The sequence below is a fragment of the Streptomyces sp. 3211.6 genome, assembly GCF_003634815.1.
Classification (GTDB): Bacteria; Actinomycetota; Actinomycetes; order Streptomycetales; family Streptomycetaceae; genus Streptomyces; species Streptomyces katrae_A.
Genome location: NZ_RBXC01000001.1, coordinates 7159964 through 7178845 on the forward strand (window position 1 = coordinate 7159964; position 18882 = coordinate 7178845).

The window sequence follows — 18882 nt, forward strand, 5'->3', positions numbered from 1 at the left end:
GTTCGCTGGGCAGCCCTGGCGCGGTGGCCCGCCCTGACAACCGGGCAGGCCCTACCCCCCTGCCGGGGCGAGCCTCGCAGGGGTCGGGCCGTCGGGGCGGACCGTGAGGCCGTACGTGGCCCCGCCCGGGACCGAGGAGAAGGCCGGGGTGTGCAGCGGCAGCAGGTGTTCCAGCAGCACCGTCGACTCCCGCAGCGCGAACTGCGTGCCCAGGCAGGCCCGGGGGCCGAGCCCGAAAGGCAGGTACGCGCCCGTCAGCGCGGGGCGGCCCCCGGCCGTGAAGCGCCGCGGGTCGAAGCGCTCCGGGTCCGGCCACAGCGCCGGGTCACGGTGCGTCAGGTACGGGCAGACCAGTACGTCGCTGTCCGCCTCCACCGCGTACCCGGCCACGGTGTCGGCCTCCGCCGTGTACCGGGGCAGGATCCAGGCCGACGGGTACAGCCGCAGCGTCTCGCTGACCAGCGCCTGGACCGCCTCCCTGCGCTCCGGTGAGCCCTGCGCTCCGGCGGCCAGCGCCTCCTCGCGGGCCTGCGGGTACCGGTCGAGCAGCAGGTACAGCCAGGTGAGGGTGGTGGCCGTGGTTTCGTGCCCGGCCACCAGCAGCGTCACCAGCTCGTCGCGCACCAGCGCGTCGGTGTACTCGGGGCGGTCCTCGCCGGCGTCGACCAGCACCTGGAGCAGCCCCGGCCCGTCGGGGCCCGCCTCCCCGCGCCGGGCGGCGGCCACCGCCTCCCGGGCCACCGCATCGATCCGGGCCAGGTCCGCGCCCACCGAGTCCCGCGCCTCCACGGCATCGGCCGGCAGGGTCGGCAGCGCCGCCACCACGGCCGCGACGGAGGCCAGTTCGCGGGCGGTGGCCGGGTCCAGGGCATGGCCGGTGAGCGAGCGCCAGATGGTGTCCAGGGCGAAGCGGCGCATCTCCTCCCCGACGTCGAAGACCTCCCCGGTGCGCGCGTACCCGGCCCACCGGGCGGCCGCGGTCCGGGCCGCCCCGGCGATCCGCTGCTCGTAGCGGCGCATCCCCGTCCCGGTGAACTGCGACTGGAGCAGCCGCCGCTGCCGCTTCCAGGCCCCGCCCGTCGCGGCGAGCACCCCGTCACCGATCAGCAGACGGGCCCGGTGGGAGCGCTTGACGTACCGGTCGGGGTGCAGCGCCAGCACGTGCTGCACGGCCTCCGGCCCGGTCACCAGCACGGTGGGCCGGGGCCCCAGCCGGACCGCGGCGACCCCGCCGAGCCGCTCGCGCGCCCGCGCCAGCAGCTCGATCAGCTCCCCCTTCCCGGAGCGCCACGACTCGACGGCCGCCGCGTCCAGTTCGGGTACGGGCACCGGCGCGGGTCCCCCGCCCGGTCCGGACGGCTGCCGGGGGAACCGCGCGGGAGCGGCGTCTGTGGGCACGGGGCTTCTCCTGTCCGGCCGTCGGCCCGGCCGTCGAGAGGTGCTGGACAACCCGGACTGTACGCGGACGGGCGGGCCCCCACCCGCCGTACGGATCTTCTCGAGCGGGCCGGGGACGCATACGATCCTTCGGGTACAGCGGCGTACGACCTGGGGAGGGACTACCGTGTCCGACGTGGACTGCGGCGTGAAGAGCGAACTCGACGAGCTGATGAAGGTGTTCCTCGGCGCGTTCACCAACACCGGCGGCAGAGCACCCGACGTCGACGCCGTGCGGAAGGTGTTCATCCCCGAAGGGATGATCATCAAGAACCTGGGGGGCGAGCCCGTCGTCCACGACCTCGACTCCTTCATCGAACCCCGGCGCAGGATCCTCACCGACGGCACGCTGACGGATTTCTCGGAATGGGAGGTGGCCGAACGCACCGAGATCTTCGGATCGATCGCCCACCGTTTCAGCGAGTACCGCAAGTCCGGCCGCCACGGCGGAGTGTGGTTCGAGGGCGAGGGCCGCAAGACCACCCAGTTCGTCCGCACCCCGGCGGGCTGGCGGATGAGCTCGATGGCCTGGGACGACCTCCCGGCCCCGACGGGCGACGGCCCCGGGCGGGCTCAGCCCCCGGCGGCGTCCTCCGCCCCGTCCGGCACCTCGTAGATCCCCCCGTCGACCCCCGCCCGGTACAGCCGGCCCGCCGAGAAGCCCTCCCCGCCGCGCCCGTACACCAGCTGCGTGGACAGCCGCAGCTCCGGGCCGGCTGCGACGGCGCACAGCGCCCCGTCCTCCACCCGCCAGACCTCGCCCGCCGCATGGGTGGCGATCAGCGGCCGTCCGCGCCCGTCGAGGGTGAGCCCGTCCGGCAGACCCGCCGCATCGGTCCCCGTGGCCGAGGCCCAGCGCCGCGGGTGCCCCGGGTCCCCGACGGAAATGCGGTACACCCCGGGTGCGAGGGTGGTCTGGACGACGTACACCTCCGCCCCGTCCGGGGACACCGCGATCCCGTTGGGCCGCGGCACCCTTGCCCACGCGGGATCCACCCGGCCGTCCGGGGTGACGCGTCCGATGCCCGTACCGCCGAGGGTCGTCGTGTACACGGTCCCGTCGGGCGCCAGGGCCACCCCGTCGATCCCGCCGAGCCCCGAGGCGTACACGCCGACGGCCCCGGTCTCCGGGTCCACCTCCAGCAGCTTCGAGACGGGCAGCAGGTCCCCGGTCAGCGAGTGCGCGAGGTCGTTGCCCGTGCCCACGAGCAGCTTGCCGTCCTCGCGCACGACGATCCCGCCGTTGGCGCCGATGTCCCCGGTGAGCGCGACGGGGGCGGCGCCCGGGGCGTCGATGCGGTAGACGCGGCCGCTGAAGTACGCGGTGGCGAACATCCGGCCCCGCCGGTCCACCGCGATCGACTCGGTCCAGTCCGGCACGTGCGCCACCTGCACCGGCCCGCCCGCCGCCGGGGGCCCGCAGCGCGGCGCCGCCCCGGCCGGTGCGGCGGGTACGAGGACCCCGGCCCCCAGCACCCCCAGCGCGGCCAGCGCCGCCATCCCGCGCCCGCGCCGGCGCACCCCGCCGTGCCACACCGCGTTCCACCCCATCGGTTGCCCTCCCCGGCCGTGGGCCCTGCGCCCCGTGCAGTATCGGCTCGCGCGCCCTGCCCGACGACCGGTTCCCGGGCCAACTCCGCCCGCGGACAGGCCGGAACCCTCCCCTCGCAGGCACCCGGACCGGGTGCTGACCGCGTCCACGGGGGCACATGTGACGATGACCCCGGCACATCCGCACCACATGGGGGGACCATGCGCACCCGTACCACCACAGCCGGCCTCGCCGCCACCCTCGCGGCACTCCTCGCCCTGACGGGGTGCAGCTCGTCGGACGGCGGCCCGCACGCGGCCGCGAGCACCCCGGCGGCCGCGCCCGCGCCCGCGCCCGTGCAGGGCGGCGGTTCGGGGTACGAGGGCCCCCGCCCCCAGGACCAGAACCTGCTGGCCTGGACGGGCGACCCCAACGACGCGGGGCACGTCACCGCCCAGTCGGCGGCCGGGGTCGGCGGCCGGATCACCCTGGTGCGGATCGGCCTGCGCGAGCAGATCACCTGGTCGAACATCTGGCTGGGCCTGGCCGGCGTCGACGCGAACGCCCGGCTCTCCGACTGCTACCTCGGCGTGTACGACGCCACCGGCAAGCTCGTGGCGTCCACCGCCGACATCTCGCCCCAGCTGATGACCGACGCGGTGGCCAAGCCACTGCCCCTGACCAAGCCGTTCACCGCCGCGCCCGGAACCTACTTCATCGCCCTCCTGCTGAACGGGAACTGGGCCACCAACGCCCTCACCCTGAAGGCGACCGGCGCCGGCATCTCGGTGAACGCCGGTCTGACGCCCCCGGCCCTGCGCTACAGCACGGTCCTGACCGGCCAGACCTCGCTGCCGCCCGTCCTCAACCTCGCCGAGCAGTCCACCAGCACGATCAACACCGGCTGGGGCAGCCAGTGGTACGGGATCTCCTGACCCCTCCCCGGGCGCCCGCCCGGCCGGGGACGGCAGGGCCCGGTCAGGAGGGCCCGGTCAGGAGGGCTTGGTCAGCGAGAAGGGGGTGACCGTCACCTTGTTGTCGCACTCGGCGAACTGTCCGTCGTCCATGGCGATCTGGTGCGAGCCCGCGCCCGGGACACGGATGACGAGCGTGGGGAAGACCACGGGCGTGGAGCCGGAGACGCAGTAGCCGTCCGCCTCGCCCTGGACGTTGACGAAGGTCAGCTTGGTCCAGGCGCGGGCGCCGGGGGTGAGCGACACGGGGGCGGCCGTACCGCTGTTGGTGGTGGCCAGCGGGAGGTTCTTGTCGGGTGAGCCGTTGCCCGCGCCCGCCACCTGCGGGAAGCCGTTCAGGGTGCAGTTCGAGCGGCTGGTCACCGAGACGACCACCGCCCCGGTCCCGGTACCGGGCGGGCGGACGTCGGCCTGGTGGGCCGGGGAGACCTGGACGTCCTCGATCGTGCAGGCCTTCGCCTTGCCGCCGGAACCCGGCGCCGAGGACGTCGGCTTCGCACTGCCGCCGCCCGTCCCCCCGCCGGCGGCGGAGGATCCCCCCGAGCCGCCGGAGGCCCCCGAACCCCCGGTCCCGCCCGTGCCGCCCCCGGCGGGCGTCGCCTGGGCCGCTCCCGAGGCCGCCGGCGGGGAGGAGGCCTGGGCGGCCGCGCCCGAGTCCCCGGCCGGGCCGCAGCCCGTCATCAGGGCGGTGGCCGCCGCGGCCGCCGCCAGTGCCGTGGCGGTGCGCCGAAGGCCTGCTGCGTACTGCATGGGGTGCTCCCGTTGTTCTCACGACCGGTCCCGCGCCGGCACTCGCGTACAGGGTCACGCCTCACACCCCGTCCGGGTTGCGCGGGCGCGCCGCTGTGGCGGTTCCGTGACATGACCTGGACATACGTGGCACGGTGCGGGCGATCCGTCCGGCAGGGACCGGTGCGGGGATTCTTTTCGGCCCCCGGTTCCGGCCACTCGGAACATGTGACCCATCGAGCGATCTTGTAGGGGAAAGGCGGCAATGAGCCAGTGAAGCCATCTGATCGCCACCTTGCGGGGCAGAACAACAATCCCACAGGCCACGGCTGTTGACTCGGGCAACATCTCCGTCCAGAAGCCGAGACGAACTGTGCGGTAATCCAACCGGAGCCGTGCTTTGCGGATAGGTTCTGAACGTCGCCGCCGCACCCGGGACACGGGGTCCGATCGGGGAATCGCGGCGACAGGGACGTGACCACTCCCATGACAACAGCAACACGGACCAGCGCCTTCCGCGTTGACCCCTACACCCCGCACTGCCAGGTCATCGCCGGTGAGGGCGACCACGCCGTCATCGGAATCTCGCCCGGCAATTCCTACTTCTCCGCCCAGCGCGTGCACGCCCTCGCAGAATGGGCCCTTGACAACTTCCGGCAGGCCGACCTCATCTACACCGATCTGCACGTGGCCGAAATGTATGTGGCCATGGGCTATCCGGAGGACGAGGCCCGTCGTAAAACGGTCAAGAACCTACGCGGTGTACGTGCAAAAGTGACGAACGCGGTGGCCGACATAGACCCATCGGGCACCCGCCTCAGGGGAAGGCCCATGTCCTCGCTCCAGGGCATTCCCGCCTACGACCGCATGCACGCGGACCTGATGGAACGCCTCGGCACCGATCCGGCGTTCGCCCAGACCGCGAACGAACTCGTGGACATCTTCCTCTCCTCCAAGGTGCTCGGCGGCCAGCAGCCCACCGCGCACCAGCGGAAGGTGTGCCTCGACTACGTGTGCGCCGAGGCGCCCCTGTTCCTCGACACCCCCGCGATCCTCGGCGTCCCCTCGTCGCTGAACTGCTACCACCAGGCGCTGCCGATGGCGGACCTGCTCTACTCGCGCGGCGCCGGACTGCGGGCCTCCCGCAACCAGGGCCACGCCGTCGTCACCCCCGCCCCCGAAGGAGACCAGCTGTGACCACCCACGCGGAGCCGATCCTCGACTTCCCGTTCACGTGGGACGGCACCCACCTGCCCGCCCAGATCGGCGAACTCGCCCCGGTGGTGAAGGTACGCACCATCGCCGGCGCCGAGGCCTGGCTGGTCTCCTCGTACGAGCTCGTCAAGCAGGTCCTGGAGGACGACCGGTTCAGCCTCAAGAACACCTCCGACCCGGGGGCGCCCCGCCAGTACGCGCTGACGATCCCGCCCGAGGTCGTCAACAACATGGGCAACATCACCGGAGCCGGCCTACGCAAGGCCGTGATGAAGGCGATCAACCCCAAGGCCCCCGGCCTCCAGGAATGGATGGAGGGGCACGCCGCCGAGCTGGTCGAGCGGATGCTGCGGCACGGAGCCCCCGTCGACATCCGGTCCATGTTCACCGACCCCTTCTCGGAGGCGATGCACTGCCAGATCCTCGGCATACCGCACGAGGCGGCCCCGCTGCTGTCGGAGTCGCTCCCGATCGCGTTCATGAACAGCCCCCGGGAGATCCCCGCGGCCCGGCTGAACTGGGACCGCGACATCGCCTACATGACCGCCCGCCTCGACGACACCGAGCAGGGCCTCATCGGCGACCTGGCCAAGCTCCGCGGCACCGAGGGCTACGAGCACGTCAGCGACGAGATGTTCGCGACCGTCGGCGTCACCCTGTTCGGCGCGGGCGTCATCTCCACCGCCGGCTTCCTCGCCATGGCGCTGGTCACCCTCCTCACCCACCCCGAGGAGGCCGACCACCTGGCCGGCCACCCCGAGCTGATGCCCCAGGCCGTGGACGAGCTCCTGCGGATCAACCTGTCCATCGGCGACGGCCTGCCCCGCCTGGCCATGGAGGACATGACCCTCGGCGAGGTCGAGGTGAAGAAGGGCGAGCTGGTCCTCGTCCTGCCCGAGGGAGCCAACTTCGACCCCTCCGTGTTCCCCGACCCGCACCGCCTCGACTTCACGCGGGCCAACTCCTCCGCCCACTTCTCCTTCGGCGGCGGCTCCCACTACTGCCCGGCCACGGCCCTCGGCAAGAAGCACGCCGAGATCGGCCTGCGCGCCGTCCTCGCGGCGATGCCCCGGCTGCGGCTGGCCGTCCCCGTCGAACAGCTCGTGTGGCGCACCGGCTTCATGAAGCGCCTCCCCGAGCGTCTGCCCGTGATGTGGCAGCCGTCGGCGCGGTGACCGCAGGCCGCCCCCGCTGAGGGCACGCGAAGGCCCCCCACCCCGGAAGGACCGGGGTGAGGGGCCTTCGCCGTTCAGCTGCCGGCGGAGGCGTTGCCGGACAGGACCGGGATGTTGTCCAGGATGTGCGAGAGCGGCTCGTCGCCCTTGGCCTGGGTGGAGTTCTCGGTGCACTGCTGGTCCTGCGGGTTGGACAGGACGTTGATGTCCTGGACGCCGATGTTGGCCACGAGGGCGACCACGGACTGGGCGTTGACCTTCGCCGGCAGGGCGATGCAGGGCTTGTTGAGGGTGCCCTGGACCACGGAGAGCTGGGGGCTCATGTCGCCGGCGGTCTTCTGGTTGCCGTAGATCTGGGCGGCGTCGTTGCCGTTGACGGTGTTGATCCCGTTGTCGTTGCCGATGGCCATGGCCGGGGCGGCAGCGGCAGCGCCCGCGCCGATCGCGGCGGCGGTGGCTACGGCGGTGACCATCATCTTCTTCAGCATGCTCGAAAGGTTCCTTGTCTGGCGGAAGACCCGTCCCCCCGACGGGGAGGTCGCCCTGGTAACGGGGGTACGCCCGACGGGGTGACGCAAGGTCATCCGATCGCCGGTCGCGGCTTCGGCCGGCGGTGGAAGCCCCCCTTCGGGCCTGTGTCCGAATGTGACGGGGAAGCGTCATTGCGGCCATGCGGCGCCCGCGGGGAGGATGGGCGCATGCCCACCGCACACCGTGTCGTCATCGCGGTCTTCCCCGATGTCGACCTCCTCGACGTCACCGGCCCCGCAGAGGTCTTCGCGCTGGCCAACCGCGAGACCGCGGGCCGGGCCGGCTACGAGGTCCGCCTCGCCGGGGCCGCCGTCGGCGCGGTGCGCACGTCGGCGGGCGTGCGGCTGCTGACCGACGTGGCCTTCGCCGATGTCGGCGCCGGGGTGGACACCCTCCTCGTGCCGGGCGCGGTCGACATGGCCGAGGACGGGCCCGTCGCCCGGATCGACGAGGAGGTCGTCGCCTGGGTGAGGGAGACCGCTCCGCACGCCCGGCGCGTCGCCTCGGTGTGCGTGGGCGCCCATCTGCTGGCCGCCGCCGGGCTGCTCGACGGGCGGACGGCCACCACCCACTGGTCGACGGCCGCCCAGCTCGCCGCAGAACACCCCGGCGTCACGGTCGACCCGGACCCCATCTTCGTGCGGACCGACCGCGGCCGGCTGTGGACCGGGGCCGGGATCAGCGCCTGCCTCGACCTCGCGCTGGCCCTGGTGGCCGAGGACCTGGGCGAGCAGACCGCGCTCGCCGTGGCCCGGCAGCTGGTGATGTACCTCAAGCGGCAGGGCGGCCAGAGCCAGTTCTCGGTACCGCTCAGCCGCCCCGCAGCCGGGCGCCGGGAGATCGACGAGCTGCGGCTGTGGATCGCCGACCACCCCGACGCCGACCTGTCCGCACCGGCCCTGGCCGCCCGGATGTGCCTGAGCGAACGGCACTTCGCCCGCGTCTTCAAACAGGAGACGGGCACCAGCCCCGCCGCCTACGTCGAAGCGGTCCGCGTCGAACTGGCCCGGCGGCTGCTGGAGACCACCGACTGCCCGCTCGACCAGGTGGCGGCCGGCTCCGGGCTCGGCTCCGCGGAGACCCTGCACCGGGCCTTCCGGCGCCAGCTCGCCACCACTCCCGCGGCATACCGGCGCCGCTTCCGCACCCAGACGGCCTGACGGCCTGACGGGCCGCAACACCGGCACACCCGAACACCCCGATGTCCCCCGGCGGACGGCCGGGCGGAGCGCTGCGCCCTGCCGCTTCCGCCGGCCCGCATCCCGAACGAGTACCGATCAGAACCGATGAGAGGCATCCAGTGAGCACCACGACCGCGAACACCGCCGCCACCACCGCGTCCACGACCCTGCGCGACCTGAGCGGGCTGGAGAACCGGCCGCCCCGGCTGGCCGAGTCCGTCCTGATCATGATCGACTTCCAGAACACCTACCGCACCGGCGTGATGGCCCTGGAGGGCGCCGAGGAGGCCGTCGCGGCGGGCGCCCGCCTGCTGGAGCGGGCCCGCGCCGCCGGTACCCCGGTCGTGCACGTCGTCCACGACGGCGGCGAGGGCAGCCCGTACGACGTCCGCGAGCACATCGGCGCCCTCAGCGAGGAGGTGGCCCCTGCCGACGGCGAACCCGTCGTGGTCAAGAACTTCCCCAACGCCTTCCACGCCACCGAACTGGAGAAGACCCTGACCGGCCTCGGCTTCGCCGCGGGCAGCGGCAAGGACCTCGTCCTCGCCGGGTTCATGACGCACATGTGCATCACCTTCACCGCCCAGCAGGCCTTCAACCTCGGCTACCGGCCCACCGTCGTCGCCGAGGCCACCGCCACCCGCGCCCTCGCCGCCCCCGACGGCACCGTCCTGCCCGCCGCGGCCCTCCAGAGCGCCGCCCTGACGACGATCACCGACATGTTCGGCGTCGTCGTCCCCACCGCGGCCGGCCTGCGCCCCTGACCCGGGCTCGGACCCGGGCCCTGACCCGGGCCCTGGTCCGATCCCCGGCACGCCCCTAGGCTGCCGCCGTGAGCAGCGCGCAGACCGGACGCCGGCACCTGATCGGGGCCGGCCTCTGCGCGCTCGCGGCGGCCCTGGCCGGATGCTCCGGGAGCTCCGGCCCCGGGCCCCGGCTCCGGCTGGCGACCGGGCCGCCGGGAGGCCCGTACAACGCCTTCGGACAGGCCCTCGCCCGGGCGGTCGCCGACAGCGGGAGCCCGCTGCGGATCGTGCCCGTCCCCACCGCCGCCAGCGTGGACAACCTGCGCCGGCTGGACGAGGGCTCCGTCGACCTCGCGCTGTCCATGGCCGACGTCGCCGAGGACGCCGCCCTGGGGCGCGAGCCGTTCGCACGCCGCGCCCCGGTGACGGCACTGGCCCGCGTCTACGTCAACTACACCCACCTCCTCGTCCCGGCCGCCGGTCCCGCCCGCTCCGTCACGGACCTCGCCGGGCGCCCGCTCGCGGCCGGCGCCGCCGGGTCCGGGGTCCAGGTCCTGGCCGGCCGCCTGCTGAGCGCCGCCGGACTGACCACGGGCCCGTCCCCGGCGGACGAACGGCAGCTGGGCCTGGCCGAGTCGGCGGCGGCGCTGCGCGCGGGCACCGTCGACGCCGTGTTCTGGTCCGGCGGGGTACCCACCCCCGCCCTGACCGGCCTGGCCCGCGAACTCCCCCTTCGCTTCCTCCCGCTGGACGGCTACACGGGAGCCCTGCGCGGCCGCTACGGGCCCGTCTACACGGCGGTCACCCTGCCCGCGGGGGCCTACGGACTGACCGCCCCCGTGGGCACGGTCGGCGTGGGCAACTACCTGCTGGCCCGCCCGGACGTGCCCCCCGCCGCCGCCCGCGACCTGCTCCGGGTGGTCTTCGACCGCCGCCACGACCTGCTGCGCGAGGTGACGGCGGGGGTGCGGCTGGAACCCCGCTTCGCCATCTCCACCGGCCTGGTCCCGCTCCACCCGGGCGCCGTCGCCCACTACCGCTCGGTGTACGGCTGACCCTCCGCGGGGCACGGCAGCCGGAACGCGAAGACCAGGCCCCGCGGATCGTTCCCGGCGACCTCGAGCCCGCCCCCGCTCAGCCGGGCGATCTCCTCGGCGATGGCCAGCCCCAGCCCGCTGCCGGGCACGTTCTGGTGCTCGGGGGCGCGGGCGAAACGCCCCAGCAGCAGCTCCCGCCGGCCGGCCGGCACCCCCGGCCCGTCGTCCGCGACCCGCACGAGGGCCTGCCCGCCCGACGGACCCGAAACGCGCACCTTCCACCCGGCCACCGGACGGCACGAACTTCACCGCGTTGTCCAGCAGCGCGTCCAGGATCCGACCCGCCGCGTCCGGCAGGGCCCGTACGCGCAGCTCCCGGGGAAGGCCCTCGGCCGCGAGCTCCAGCCCCGCGGCACGGAAGACCGGCTCCCAGGCCTCCACCCGTCGCCGTACCGCCCCCGCCAGGTCCTGGTCCGCGCGCCGCGCCGTCCCGGACTCCACCCGCGCCAGCTCCAGCAGCCCGTCCAGCAGCTCCTCCAGCCGCTCCGCCTCGTCCAGCGCCCGGGCGTGCTCGGCCAGGCCCGGACCCGGCACGATGTGCGGTTCGACGTTCTCCAGCTGGAGCACCAGCGTGGCCAGGGGGTTGCGCAGCTGGTGCGAGGCGTCGGCGACGAACGCCCGCTGGCGGCCCAGGGAGTCGGCGACGGCCTCCGCCATCCCGTTGAAGTGGCCCCGCAGCCGCCGCAGTTCCGGCGGCCCGGTGTCGGAGACGGCCCGGGCCCGCAGGCTCCCGGCCGCCAGCCCCTCCACCGCCCGGTCCAGGTCGAGGACCGGGCGCAGCAGCCAGCGGGTGATCCCCGCCGCGACCAGGGCCGCCGCCGCGAACGCGGTGACCGCGCCGGCGGCGATCAGCGCCCAGCGCAGGGTCACGTCCCGGCGGGCCGCCCCGGTGGGCACGGTCATCAGCACCGCCCCGTTGACCCGTTCGTCCCGCCCCACCGGCTCGGCTAGCACCACGCGGTCCGGGCCCCAGGGGCGGACCGTCGGCAGCCGGTCGGTGGAACGCCCGGTGAGGGCCCGCCGCCGGGCCTCCGACGCCGCCTCCGACGCCGCCTCCGGCGCGGTGCGTGCGGCGGGCCCCGCTCCCTGCGCCCGCGCCACCGTCGCCCCCGCCGCGTCGACCACGGTCACCGAGGCCCCGTACAGCTGCGCGTACCGGCCGATCTCGGCGGACAGCTCCGCCCGGTCGGCCTCGGTGCCCGTCCGGTCCGCGAGGTCGGCGAACCGGACGGCCTCCGAACGCCGCTGGAGCAGCAGGTGCTCGGTCCGCCCCCGCGCGTAGGCGTCGGCCAGGGGCACGCACAGCAGCAGCGCGGCCACCCCCATGAGCACCATCAGCACCACGAGCAGCCTGCGCCTCACCGGTCCGCGCCCCGCTCCCCGCGTACGGCCGGGTCCGCGCCGAGCTGGTAGCCGAACCCGCGCACCGTGCGCACCAGGCCCGGACGGCCCGTTTTGGCGCGGATGCCCGCCACGTGCACGTCCAGGGAGCGCGAGGCGGCGAGGAAGGCGTCGCCCCAGATGCGGTCCAGGATCTCCTCGCGGGAGTGCACTTCGTCGGGGCGGGCGGCCAGCAGTGCCAGGACGTCGAACTCCCGCCGGGTCAGCCGGACTTCACTCCCGGCCACGGTGACGGTCCGCCCGGCCGGGTCCACCTCCACGTCCCCGGCGCGCACGGCCCGGCCGCCGGCGCCGGCCGGATCGCCGCCGGGCGACCCACCGGGGACCTGCGTCCGCCGGCGTACGGTGTCGATCCGGGCGATCAGCTCCGCCATCCGGAACGGCTTGACCACGTAGTCGTCTGCGCCCGCCCGCAGCCCCTGCACCACGTCCCGCTCCTCGCAGCGCGCCGTCACCACGATCAGCGGCGCGTCGCAGACGGTGCGCAGCCGCCGCAGCAGTTCCAGCCCGTCGAGGTCGGGCAGGCCGAGGTCGAGCAGGACGAACCCGGCCTCGTGGACGTACCGCAGGGCGTCCAGCGCCCGGCTGACCCGGCGCACGGTGTGCCCCCGCCGGGCGAGGGCGGTGCCCAGGGCCCGGGCCATGCGGTCGTCGTCCTCGACCAGCAGCGCGTGCACCGCCACCTCCCCGCACCCCGGACCCCAGCACCGGCCGGCAGCCTATCGCGCCGCCCCCGCACCGGCCGGCGCCGGCTGCGTCCCCGCCTCCTCCTCGGCGCGGCTGAGCGCCGCGTTGCGGGTGTCCGGCATCAGCACGTACGTCACGAGCGAGACGAGGGCGCACCCGGACACGTACCAGAAGAACATCCCCTCGTGCCCGCCCTTCTTGAACCACAGCGCCACGTACTCCGCGGTGCCGCCGAAGAGCGCGTTGGCGATCGCGTACGGCAGCGCCACGCCCAGGGCCCGCACCCGGGTGGGGAACAGCTCGGCCTTGACCGCCGCGTTGATGGAGGTGTAGCCGGTGACGATCACCAGGGCCAGCAGGGACAGGCCGAGCGCGGACCAGTACGAGGACGCCGAACCGAGCGCCGTCATGATCGGGTAGGTGCCGACGGTGCAGCCCACGGCGAAGGTGATCAGCAGCGGGCGGCGGCCGATCCGGTCGGAGAGCATCCCGGCGAAGGGCTGGAGCACCGCGAAGAGGGCGAGGGCGGTGAAACTCACCAGTGTGGCCGTGTTCTTGGCCATGCCGGCGCTGCCGACCAGGTATTTGGTGAGGTAGGTGGTGTAGGTGTAGTAGGCGACGGTGCCGCCGAGGGTGAGCGCCATGACCAGCCCCGCCTGCCGCCGGTGCTCCCACAGGGCCTTGAGCGAGCCGCGCGCACTGTCGTCGTGCGCGCCGCCCTCCTGGAACGCGTCGGTCTCCTGCAGCCGGCGCCGCAGCCAGAACACCACGACCGCGAACACCGCGCCGAGGACGAACGGGATCCGCCAGCCCCAGCTGCCCAGCTGCTCCTTGGTCAGGGTGTGCTGCATCGTGATCAGGATCCCCAGGCCGAGGAGCTGGCCGCAGGTCATGGACACGTACTGGAACGAGGAGCCCAGCCCGCGGCGGTCGCGGGCCGAGGCCTCCGTCAGGTAGGTGGCACTGGCCGCGTACTCGCCGCCGATGCTCATCCCCTGGAGCAGCCGGGCCAGCAGCAGCACGACGGCCCCGAAGTAGCCGGCCTGGCCGTAGGTCGGGGCGACGGCGATCAGCAGGGCGGCCACCGACATCATGCTGACGGTCAGCGTGAGCGCGCTCTTGCGCCCGTGCCGGTCGGCGGCCCGCCCCAGGACCCACCCGCCGACCGGACGCATCAGGAACCCGACCGCGAAGATGCCGGCCGTGTTCATCAGCTTGGTGGTCGGGTTGTCGCCGGGGAAGAAGGAGTCGGCGAAGTAGATGGCGAAGCTGGCGTAGACGAACCAGTCGTACCACTCCACCAGGTTCCCCAGGGACCCCCCGACGAGCGCGAGACGGCGCCTGCGGCGCTCCTCCCCGGGCGGCGGACCGAGTGCGACGGAGGACGAGGACATGGCGGCTCCAGAGGGAAGTCCCTGATGGGGAGGGGTGGCACCCCCGGATGCGGGGGAGTGCCCAGACTGGATCCGCCACCGCACCCGGACAAGGCCCGTCACCCAGATCTAACGTTCCGCTAAGAAAACCGCGCGTCCCCGGGCGTCCGCGCCGGGGCCAGGGGCCGCGCGGGGGTCAGCGGCCGCCGGCGCCGAGGCGTCCGGTCTCCGCGTCCACCGCGGGGAGCTCGTCCTGCCGGTCCATGAGCTCCAGCTGCTCTCGGTAGCCCACCAGAGCGGTGAACAGCAGCTGCTCCCAGCCGTGTTCCTGCGCGTGCATGCGGCGTGCGGCCGCCACCGCCTCGGCGCGCAGGGCCAGGGCTATCTGCGGCCGGTCGGCGAACTGGAGACTGTATTCGCCCAACGCCCCGGCCAGCCGCGGCAGATAGGCCAGCGGACTCACCTGGACCAGGACCCGGTAGGCGGCGACCTCCTGCCGCAGCGGGAGGGTGCCGGATCCGAGGAGGGCCACGCGGGCTCGCAGGACAGCGTCGTGATTGATGTGCGCCGTGGGATTCATGAGGGAGATTCTGAAAGCCGCACACACCCCCAAACAAGGGCAATGGGCTGTGCTTTCGGTCCTACGAAAACCGCCTCTGACCTGTCATGATGGATACGTCTTCACCCCTGTGCCCGGCCGGGCCCGCAGCCGCGGGAGGGCTGCGTGGCGATCAGTGGGGCCCGGTGGCAGGCTGGGACGGGAAGCCGCGGCGCTGGGGCGTCTCCACGCCGGTCGGCACACCCGACGTCCGACACCGGATGGCCGGATACCTGACACCCGACAGCCGGTGTCCGACGCCTGATTCCTGTTCGTTTCCAGCAGGAGGTGGGACCCCGTGAGCAACCACGTGAGCAGAAGACTCGCTTCACCGACCCGTATCGCCCTGACCCTGGCGACGGCCGGATGCCTCGCCGCCACGCTCGTACCGGTGGCGGCCGCGCCCGCGTCGGCCGCGTACTGCGACCCCGCCGCTTCCGCCCGCTCCCCGGGCGGCGGCGCCGACGCGGCGAGGCTCGCCGTCGCGTGCCTCATCAACGCCGAGCGCACGCAGCGCGGACTCCAGCCCCTGACCAGCAACCCGTCCCTGACGGCGGCGGCCCAGCAGCACACCGCCGCGGCCGTGCAGCTGAAGTGGTGGGGGCCGGGGAAGGACGCGCACACCAACCCGCAGACCGGCTCCACCCCGCAGAGCCGCATCAAGGCGGCCGGCTACTGCCCGAACCCCCGGTCCTGGGCCGTCGCCGAGATCGCGTACACCGGCTGGGGCACCTCTGGCACCCCGAAGGCCGCCGTCACCTGGTGGATGAACAGCCCGGGCCACCGCAACATCATCCTGGACGGCTCGCTGCGCGAGTACGGCAGCTGGGCCCAGGAGGGAGCGGCCGACCCGGCCGGAGCCGGGGCGAGCGGCGCCGGTACGTACGTGGTCACCTTCGGACGCTGCCAGCAGTGACGGCGCCGGCGGCAGTGGCGGCGGTGACGTGAAGTGACGGGCCCGCGCCCAGCGGGTGCGCGGGCCGCCCGGATGGGCAAAGCTGGACGTGTGGCGGCAGCGCCGACAGCGGAGCCGACTGGCGAGGAGGGGCTCGTGGACGCTTCAGGAGACGGGCGGCGCGCCCGCCCGGCCCGGCCGCGGGGACGCAAGGCCGGACTGCTGTGCGCGGCGGCCGCCCTGGCGGCGGTGTCCGCGCCCGCGGCGGCGCAGGCCCCCGCACCGGCGGACCCGTACCCGGTGGTGGTCGTGGACTGCTTCTCCGCCGCCCAGGTGCGGCCCGAGGAGTACATCCTGGCCTGCGGTGACGGCAACAACCGCCTCGTCGGACTCCGCTGGGACACCTGGGGCGCGGGCACGGCGACCGCGACCGGCACCGACATGGTGAACGACTGCCGTCCGTACTGCGCTGCGGGCCGTTTCCGCCCCTACCCGGTGAAGGTCACCCTGAGTGCGCCCCGGCCCTGGCCCACGCACCCCGGTGTCCAGCGCTTCACCGTGATCCGGCTGCTGTACACGGACACCGCGCCGGAACCCGTGCACAAGGACGTCACCTACAAGCTCGTGTACTGACCGAACTCACCCGGCGACGCCGGTCCCCTCCCCGGCCCCGTCCCCGGATCCCACCCGGGGCCCCTTCCCGAGCAGCTTCTCGCGGAACAGGTCCAGTACGGTGTCCAGCGCCTGCCGGGTCGGTTGCCCGGGCTCGTCGACGAGGTGCTCTGTGAGGACGGAGTGCGGCGGCATGGGGCTCTCCGGGTTGGCCGCGTCGTCCTCCAGCTCGACGGCCACGAAGGCGTCCCCGAGCGCGCGGCGCAGGAACGCGAACCGCTCGCCGGGTACCAGGCGGTCGCTCTTGAACCGCAGCCCCAGGACCTGGAGCCCCTCGCGCTCGCAGCGCCCGCGTACGACGGCCAGTTCCCGGGGGCTGATGTCGATCGAGCCGGCGCGGCCCGGCGTCCACGGCAGGGGGAGGGACGGCTGGGACAGCACGGGGGCGAGCATCCGCTCGTCGGTGGCCATGGCGAGCGCGAAGCCGCCGGTCAGGCACATCCCGACCGCGCCGACCCCCGGACCGCCGCAGCGCTCGTGCTCGGCGGCGGCGAGCGCGCGCAGCCAGCCCACCACGCGCGAACTGCGCCCGGTGGCCAGCACCGTGAACTCCCGGCTGACGCACACCTGCCCCATGGCCGAGCCCACGGCGCGGGCGGCACCCGCCCAGCCCGCGGTCGAGGGGTTCGCGTCCCGCCCGGGCGTACCGAACAGCACCGGGAGCACGGCCGTACAGCCGGCGTCCGCCACGCGTGCGGCGAACTCGAGGACCTTGGGGGTGATGCCGGGGATCTCGGCGATGACGATCACCGCCGGGCCGGTCCCGCGGCGCAGCACCCGGCGGGTGACGCCGTCGTGGGTGAACGTGCTCTTGGCGAACCCGGCCAGGTCGTGGTTAGCCACGGCCTCCCCTTCCGTCGGACTTCCTGGACGGCCTCAAGTTACCCGCACGTAGCGACCGTTGGTCAAGGTCTTGGGGTGACGCGTCGTGCGGGCGGCGCCGCCATGGCCCCGGAGCCGCAGCGGGCGAAGGCCCCGGAGGGGAGCCTTCGCCCGGCGGTGGGGCGGGCCGGGTCAGCGGCCGGTGCCGCCGCTGGTGAGGGGCCATTCGCGGTGGAGGGTGCCCAGGGGGATGCGGCGTTCCAGGACGGGGGTGCCGAACAGGGAGAGCTGGAAGTGGAGTTGGCCGCTGAGGTCGAGGCCGCCGTACAGGGCCCAGGCGCCGCTCACCGAGGTCTTGCCGTCGGTGGACGCGGACGCCTTGGCGTCGGCTTCGCCGCGCAGGTAGGGGGCGAAGTCGGCGCCGACGCCCACGGCACCGTACAGGCCGACGGAGGCCTCGGCGCCCACGGCGGCCTTGACCCGTCCGGAGGCGGCGACGGTGGCCTTCACCGGGGTGCTGTGCACGGCCGAGGTGCTGACCGGGGTCCAGCCCTTGCCCGTCGCGTAGCTGCCGCCGACGCGGAAGTCGCCCTTGACGTCCTGCTGGACGTCGAGGGTGACCTGGCCGTCGGCCTCCACCTGGATGTACGCCGTCAGGTCGAGGTTGACCACGACCGGGACCGGGCCCACCTGGATCACGGGGGCGCTGTGCAGCTTGGCGAACGGGATGCGCTTCGGCGCGCCGGTGCTCGCCGCCGCGCGGCCCTTGAGGGCCCACTGCGAGGACCAGTCGCCGCTCATGCCGAGGAAGGCCGCGCTCGGTGCGGAGCCGATCTTCGTCCCCGTGTACGAGAACTCCACCTGCGGGGCGAGCTGGACGAAGCCGGACACCGAGGCGCCGGCCGAGGCGGGGGCGTCCTTGGCGGTGTCGACGGCGGCGTTCACGTCGAGCCGGAGGCTGCCCAGCGGCAGCTTCGCGCCCTCGGCGCCGAATCGGGCGCCGTCGCCCTTGGCCCAGGAGAAGGTGACCCCCTTCAGCAGGGGTTCGACGGTCATGGAGGACGGGTCGACCTTGACCTTGCCGTCGGCCTTGGCCTCGCCGAGGGCGGCGGACAGGGTCGTGGGGGCGGTCTTCACCTCGGTGCCGCGGTCGGTCTGCCCGACGACCTCGGTGACCTTGGCCAGGAGCCCGTCGGGGGCGCCGGGCGCCGGGGCGCTGGCGATGACATCGCCGGCCGCCACCGGCTTGGCGGGGGCGGGGGAGCCGTCGGCGGGGGAATTCCGGCCGTCCTTGGGGGGCTTGGGGGCCGCGGCTATGACGGCCCGCCCGCTGCCCTTGTCGTAGGAGGCGACCCGCAGCGAGGACTTCTCGGGCCGGCCGTCGCCGGTCGCGGTACGGGCCAGCGGCGTCGGGTCGGCCGAGCCCTGGGGCGCGGCGGCCACTTCGAGCTGCTGGGAGCTGCCCGCGGCCGGGGCGCCGGGCGCGGCCGCCGGGCCGGCGGAGTCGGTGTGCGCCGGGGAGGCACAGCCGGCGGTGGTGAGCGCCAGCGTGGTCAGGCCGGGGAGCAGGAGGCGTTGGGTGAACGTGCGCACGTGGGAAGAACCGTTCGGTAAATGGGGGGATCCGAGTGCGTTACCGAGAAGTAACGTGAGGGTCGATCATGACATGAGCAGACCGGTGCGGTCATCTCGGGTTCCGGCCAACTCGCCTGCGCCGCCTGAAGGTTGAAACTTCAAAAGCGGGGGCTGGTGGGCCGGGTGGCTGACAGCGGCGGCCCGCCCGCCACACCGGCACCGGCCCGTCGTTGAAAGGGCGGC

Annotated in this window: 19 protein-coding genes and 1 pseudogene; 9 read left to right on the forward strand and 11 right to left on the reverse strand. The window is 74.1% G+C overall.

The genetic code is table 11. From position 1 onward, the window contains the following. Positions 1-51: 51 nt before the first annotated feature. Entirely contained in the window at positions 52-1398 is a 1347-nt protein-coding gene (locus tag BX286_RS32805; RefSeq protein ID WP_398898855.1) for a cytochrome P450, read from the reverse strand. A 166-nt stretch (positions 1399-1564) separates the two neighbouring features. Between BX286_RS32805 and BX286_RS32810 the strand changes: the two genes are divergently transcribed. Then, positions 1565-2053, forward strand: coding sequence for a DUF4440 domain-containing protein (locus BX286_RS32810; RefSeq protein ID WP_079423633.1), 489 nt, complete (start codon positions 1565-1567; stop codon positions 2051-2053). Here BX286_RS32810 and BX286_RS32815 read toward each other — a convergent pair. Next, on the reverse strand, positions 2011-2988 hold the full coding sequence (locus tag BX286_RS32815; protein WP_100864621.1) for an SMP-30/gluconolactonase/LRE family protein: 978 nt from the start codon (positions 2986-2988) through the stop codon (positions 2011-2013). The genes BX286_RS32810 and BX286_RS32815 overlap by 43 nt on opposite strands. 201 nt (positions 2989-3189) lie before the next feature. On the opposite strand from BX286_RS32815, the gene BX286_RS32820 reads away from it, so the two are divergent. Beyond that, on the forward strand, positions 3190-3903 hold the full coding sequence (locus BX286_RS32820) for a hypothetical protein (RefSeq protein ID WP_121017298.1): 714 nt from the start codon (positions 3190-3192) through the stop codon (positions 3901-3903). A 57-nt stretch (positions 3904-3960) separates the two neighbouring features. On the opposite strand, the gene BX286_RS32825 is transcribed toward BX286_RS32820, so the two are convergent. Then, positions 3961-4692 (reverse strand): DUF4232 domain-containing protein, encoded by a 732-nt coding sequence (locus tag BX286_RS32825; RefSeq protein ID WP_121017299.1) that lies wholly within the window; start codon positions 4690-4692, stop codon positions 3961-3963. Positions 4693-5157: 465 nt separating this feature from the next. Between BX286_RS32825 and BX286_RS32830 the strand changes: the two genes are divergently transcribed. Together BX286_RS32830 and BX286_RS32835 are read left to right on the forward strand one after the other, a co-directional pair. Then, complete coding sequence (locus BX286_RS32830; RefSeq protein ID WP_121017301.1) at positions 5158-5868, forward strand: tRNA-dependent cyclodipeptide synthase; 711 nt, start codon at positions 5158-5160, stop codon at positions 5866-5868. Continuing rightward, complete coding sequence (locus tag BX286_RS32835) at positions 5865-7061, forward strand: cytochrome P450 (RefSeq protein ID WP_079423622.1); 1197 nt, start codon at positions 5865-5867, stop codon at positions 7059-7061. The genes BX286_RS32830 and BX286_RS32835 overlap by 4 nt, the downstream gene beginning before the upstream one ends. 74 nt (positions 7062-7135) lie before the next feature. On the opposite strand, the gene BX286_RS32840 is transcribed toward BX286_RS32835, so the two are convergent. Beyond that, positions 7136-7549 carry a rodlin gene (locus BX286_RS32840; RefSeq protein ID WP_079423620.1) on the reverse strand — a complete coding sequence of 138 codons (414 nt, stop codon included), beginning with the start codon at positions 7547-7549 and terminating at the stop codon, positions 7136-7138. A 210-nt stretch (positions 7550-7759) separates the two neighbouring features. Between BX286_RS32840 and BX286_RS32845 the strand changes: the two genes are divergently transcribed. The 3 genes from BX286_RS32845 (at position 7760) to BX286_RS32855 (ending at position 10574) form a co-directional block, all read left to right on the forward strand. Then, positions 7760-8752 carry a GlxA family transcriptional regulator gene (locus BX286_RS32845; RefSeq protein ID WP_079423618.1) on the forward strand — a complete coding sequence of 331 codons (993 nt, stop codon included), beginning with the start codon at positions 7760-7762 and terminating at the stop codon, positions 8750-8752. A gap of 140 nt (positions 8753-8892) precedes the next feature. Continuing rightward, positions 8893-9537 (forward strand): cysteine hydrolase family protein, encoded by a 645-nt coding sequence (locus BX286_RS32850; RefSeq protein ID WP_237292559.1) that lies wholly within the window; start codon positions 8893-8895, stop codon positions 9535-9537. A gap of 68 nt (positions 9538-9605) precedes the next feature. Next, positions 9606-10574 (forward strand): TAXI family TRAP transporter solute-binding subunit, encoded by a 969-nt coding sequence (locus BX286_RS32855; protein WP_237292558.1) that lies wholly within the window; start codon positions 9606-9608, stop codon positions 10572-10574. On the opposite strand, the gene BX286_RS32860 is transcribed toward BX286_RS32855, so the two are convergent. The 5 genes and pseudogenes from BX286_RS32860 to BX286_RS32880 all read right to left on the reverse strand — a co-directional run bounded on the left by BX286_RS32860 (position 10553) and on the right by BX286_RS32880 (position 14657). Further along, positions 10553-10831, reverse strand: coding sequence for a sensor histidine kinase KdpD (locus BX286_RS32860; protein ID WP_187344245.1), 279 nt, complete (start codon positions 10829-10831; stop codon positions 10553-10555). The genes BX286_RS32855 and BX286_RS32860 overlap by 22 nt on opposite strands. A gap of 274 nt (positions 10832-11105) precedes the next feature. Continuing rightward, positions 11106-11951 (reverse strand): annotated as a pseudogene (locus BX286_RS38145) (HAMP domain-containing protein); the annotation flags it as partial. A gap of 23 nt (positions 11952-11974) precedes the next feature. Beyond that, positions 11975-12694, reverse strand: coding sequence for a response regulator transcription factor (locus BX286_RS32870; protein WP_100864617.1), 720 nt, complete (start codon positions 12692-12694; stop codon positions 11975-11977). 42 nt (positions 12695-12736) lie between these two features. Continuing rightward, positions 12737-14098: an MFS transporter gene (locus BX286_RS32875; RefSeq protein ID WP_185117347.1), complete on the reverse strand. Its 1362-nt coding sequence runs from the start codon at positions 14096-14098 to the stop codon at positions 12737-12739. A 175-nt stretch (positions 14099-14273) separates the two neighbouring features. Then, a complete protein-coding gene (locus BX286_RS32880; protein ID WP_123995913.1) occupies positions 14274-14657 on the reverse strand; it encodes a hypothetical protein in 384 nt (127 codons plus the stop codon). A gap of 316 nt (positions 14658-14973) precedes the next feature. Here BX286_RS32880 and BX286_RS32885 point away from each other — a divergent pair, with 316 nt between their 5' ends. Together BX286_RS32885 and BX286_RS32890 are read left to right on the forward strand one after the other, a co-directional pair. Next, entirely contained in the window at positions 14974-15591 is a 618-nt protein-coding gene (locus tag BX286_RS32885; protein WP_237292557.1) for a CAP domain-containing protein, read from the forward strand. Between the two features lie 135 nt (positions 15592-15726). Further along, a complete protein-coding gene (locus tag BX286_RS32890) occupies positions 15727-16203 on the forward strand; it encodes a hypothetical protein (protein ID WP_100864616.1) in 477 nt (158 codons plus the stop codon). A 6-nt stretch (positions 16204-16209) separates the two neighbouring features. Here BX286_RS32890 and BX286_RS32895 read toward each other — a convergent pair whose 3' ends face one another. Continuing rightward, positions 16210-17085, reverse strand: a complete 876-nt coding sequence (locus BX286_RS32895) for a dienelactone hydrolase family protein (protein WP_121017306.1) — start codon at positions 17083-17085, stop codon at positions 16210-16212. Between the two features lie 171 nt (positions 17086-17256). Next, positions 17257-18657, reverse strand: a complete 1401-nt coding sequence (locus tag BX286_RS32900) for a hypothetical protein (protein WP_079423608.1) — start codon at positions 18655-18657, stop codon at positions 17257-17259. Between the last annotated feature and the right edge of the window lie 225 nt (positions 18658-18882).

Coding starts and splice junctions, on each gene's coding strand:
- BX286_RS32840 (WP_079423620.1), bottom strand. CDS start 7,549: ATGCTGAAGAAGATGATGGTCACCGCCGTAGCCACCGCCGCCGCGATC.
- BX286_RS32820 (WP_121017298.1), top strand. CDS start 3,190: ATGCGCACCCGTACCACCACAGCCGGCCTCGCCGCCACCCTCGCGGCA.
- BX286_RS32830 (WP_121017301.1), top strand. CDS start 5,158: ATGACAACAGCAACACGGACCAGCGCCTTCCGCGTTGACCCCTACACC.
- BX286_RS32815 (WP_100864621.1), bottom strand. CDS start 2,988: ATGGGGTGGAACGCGGTGTGGCACGGCGGGGTGCGCCGGCGCGGGCGC.
- BX286_RS32825 (WP_121017299.1), bottom strand. CDS start 4,692: ATGCAGTACGCAGCAGGCCTTCGGCGCACCGCCACGGCACTGGCGGCG.
- BX286_RS32880 (WP_123995913.1), bottom strand. CDS start 14,657: ATGAATCCCACGGCGCACATCAATCACGACGCTGTCCTGCGAGCCCGC.
- BX286_RS32875 (WP_185117347.1), bottom strand. CDS start 14,098: ATGTCCTCGTCCTCCGTCGCACTCGGTCCGCCGCCCGGGGAGGAGCGC.
- BX286_RS32845 (WP_079423618.1), top strand. CDS start 7,760: ATGCCCACCGCACACCGTGTCGTCATCGCGGTCTTCCCCGATGTCGAC.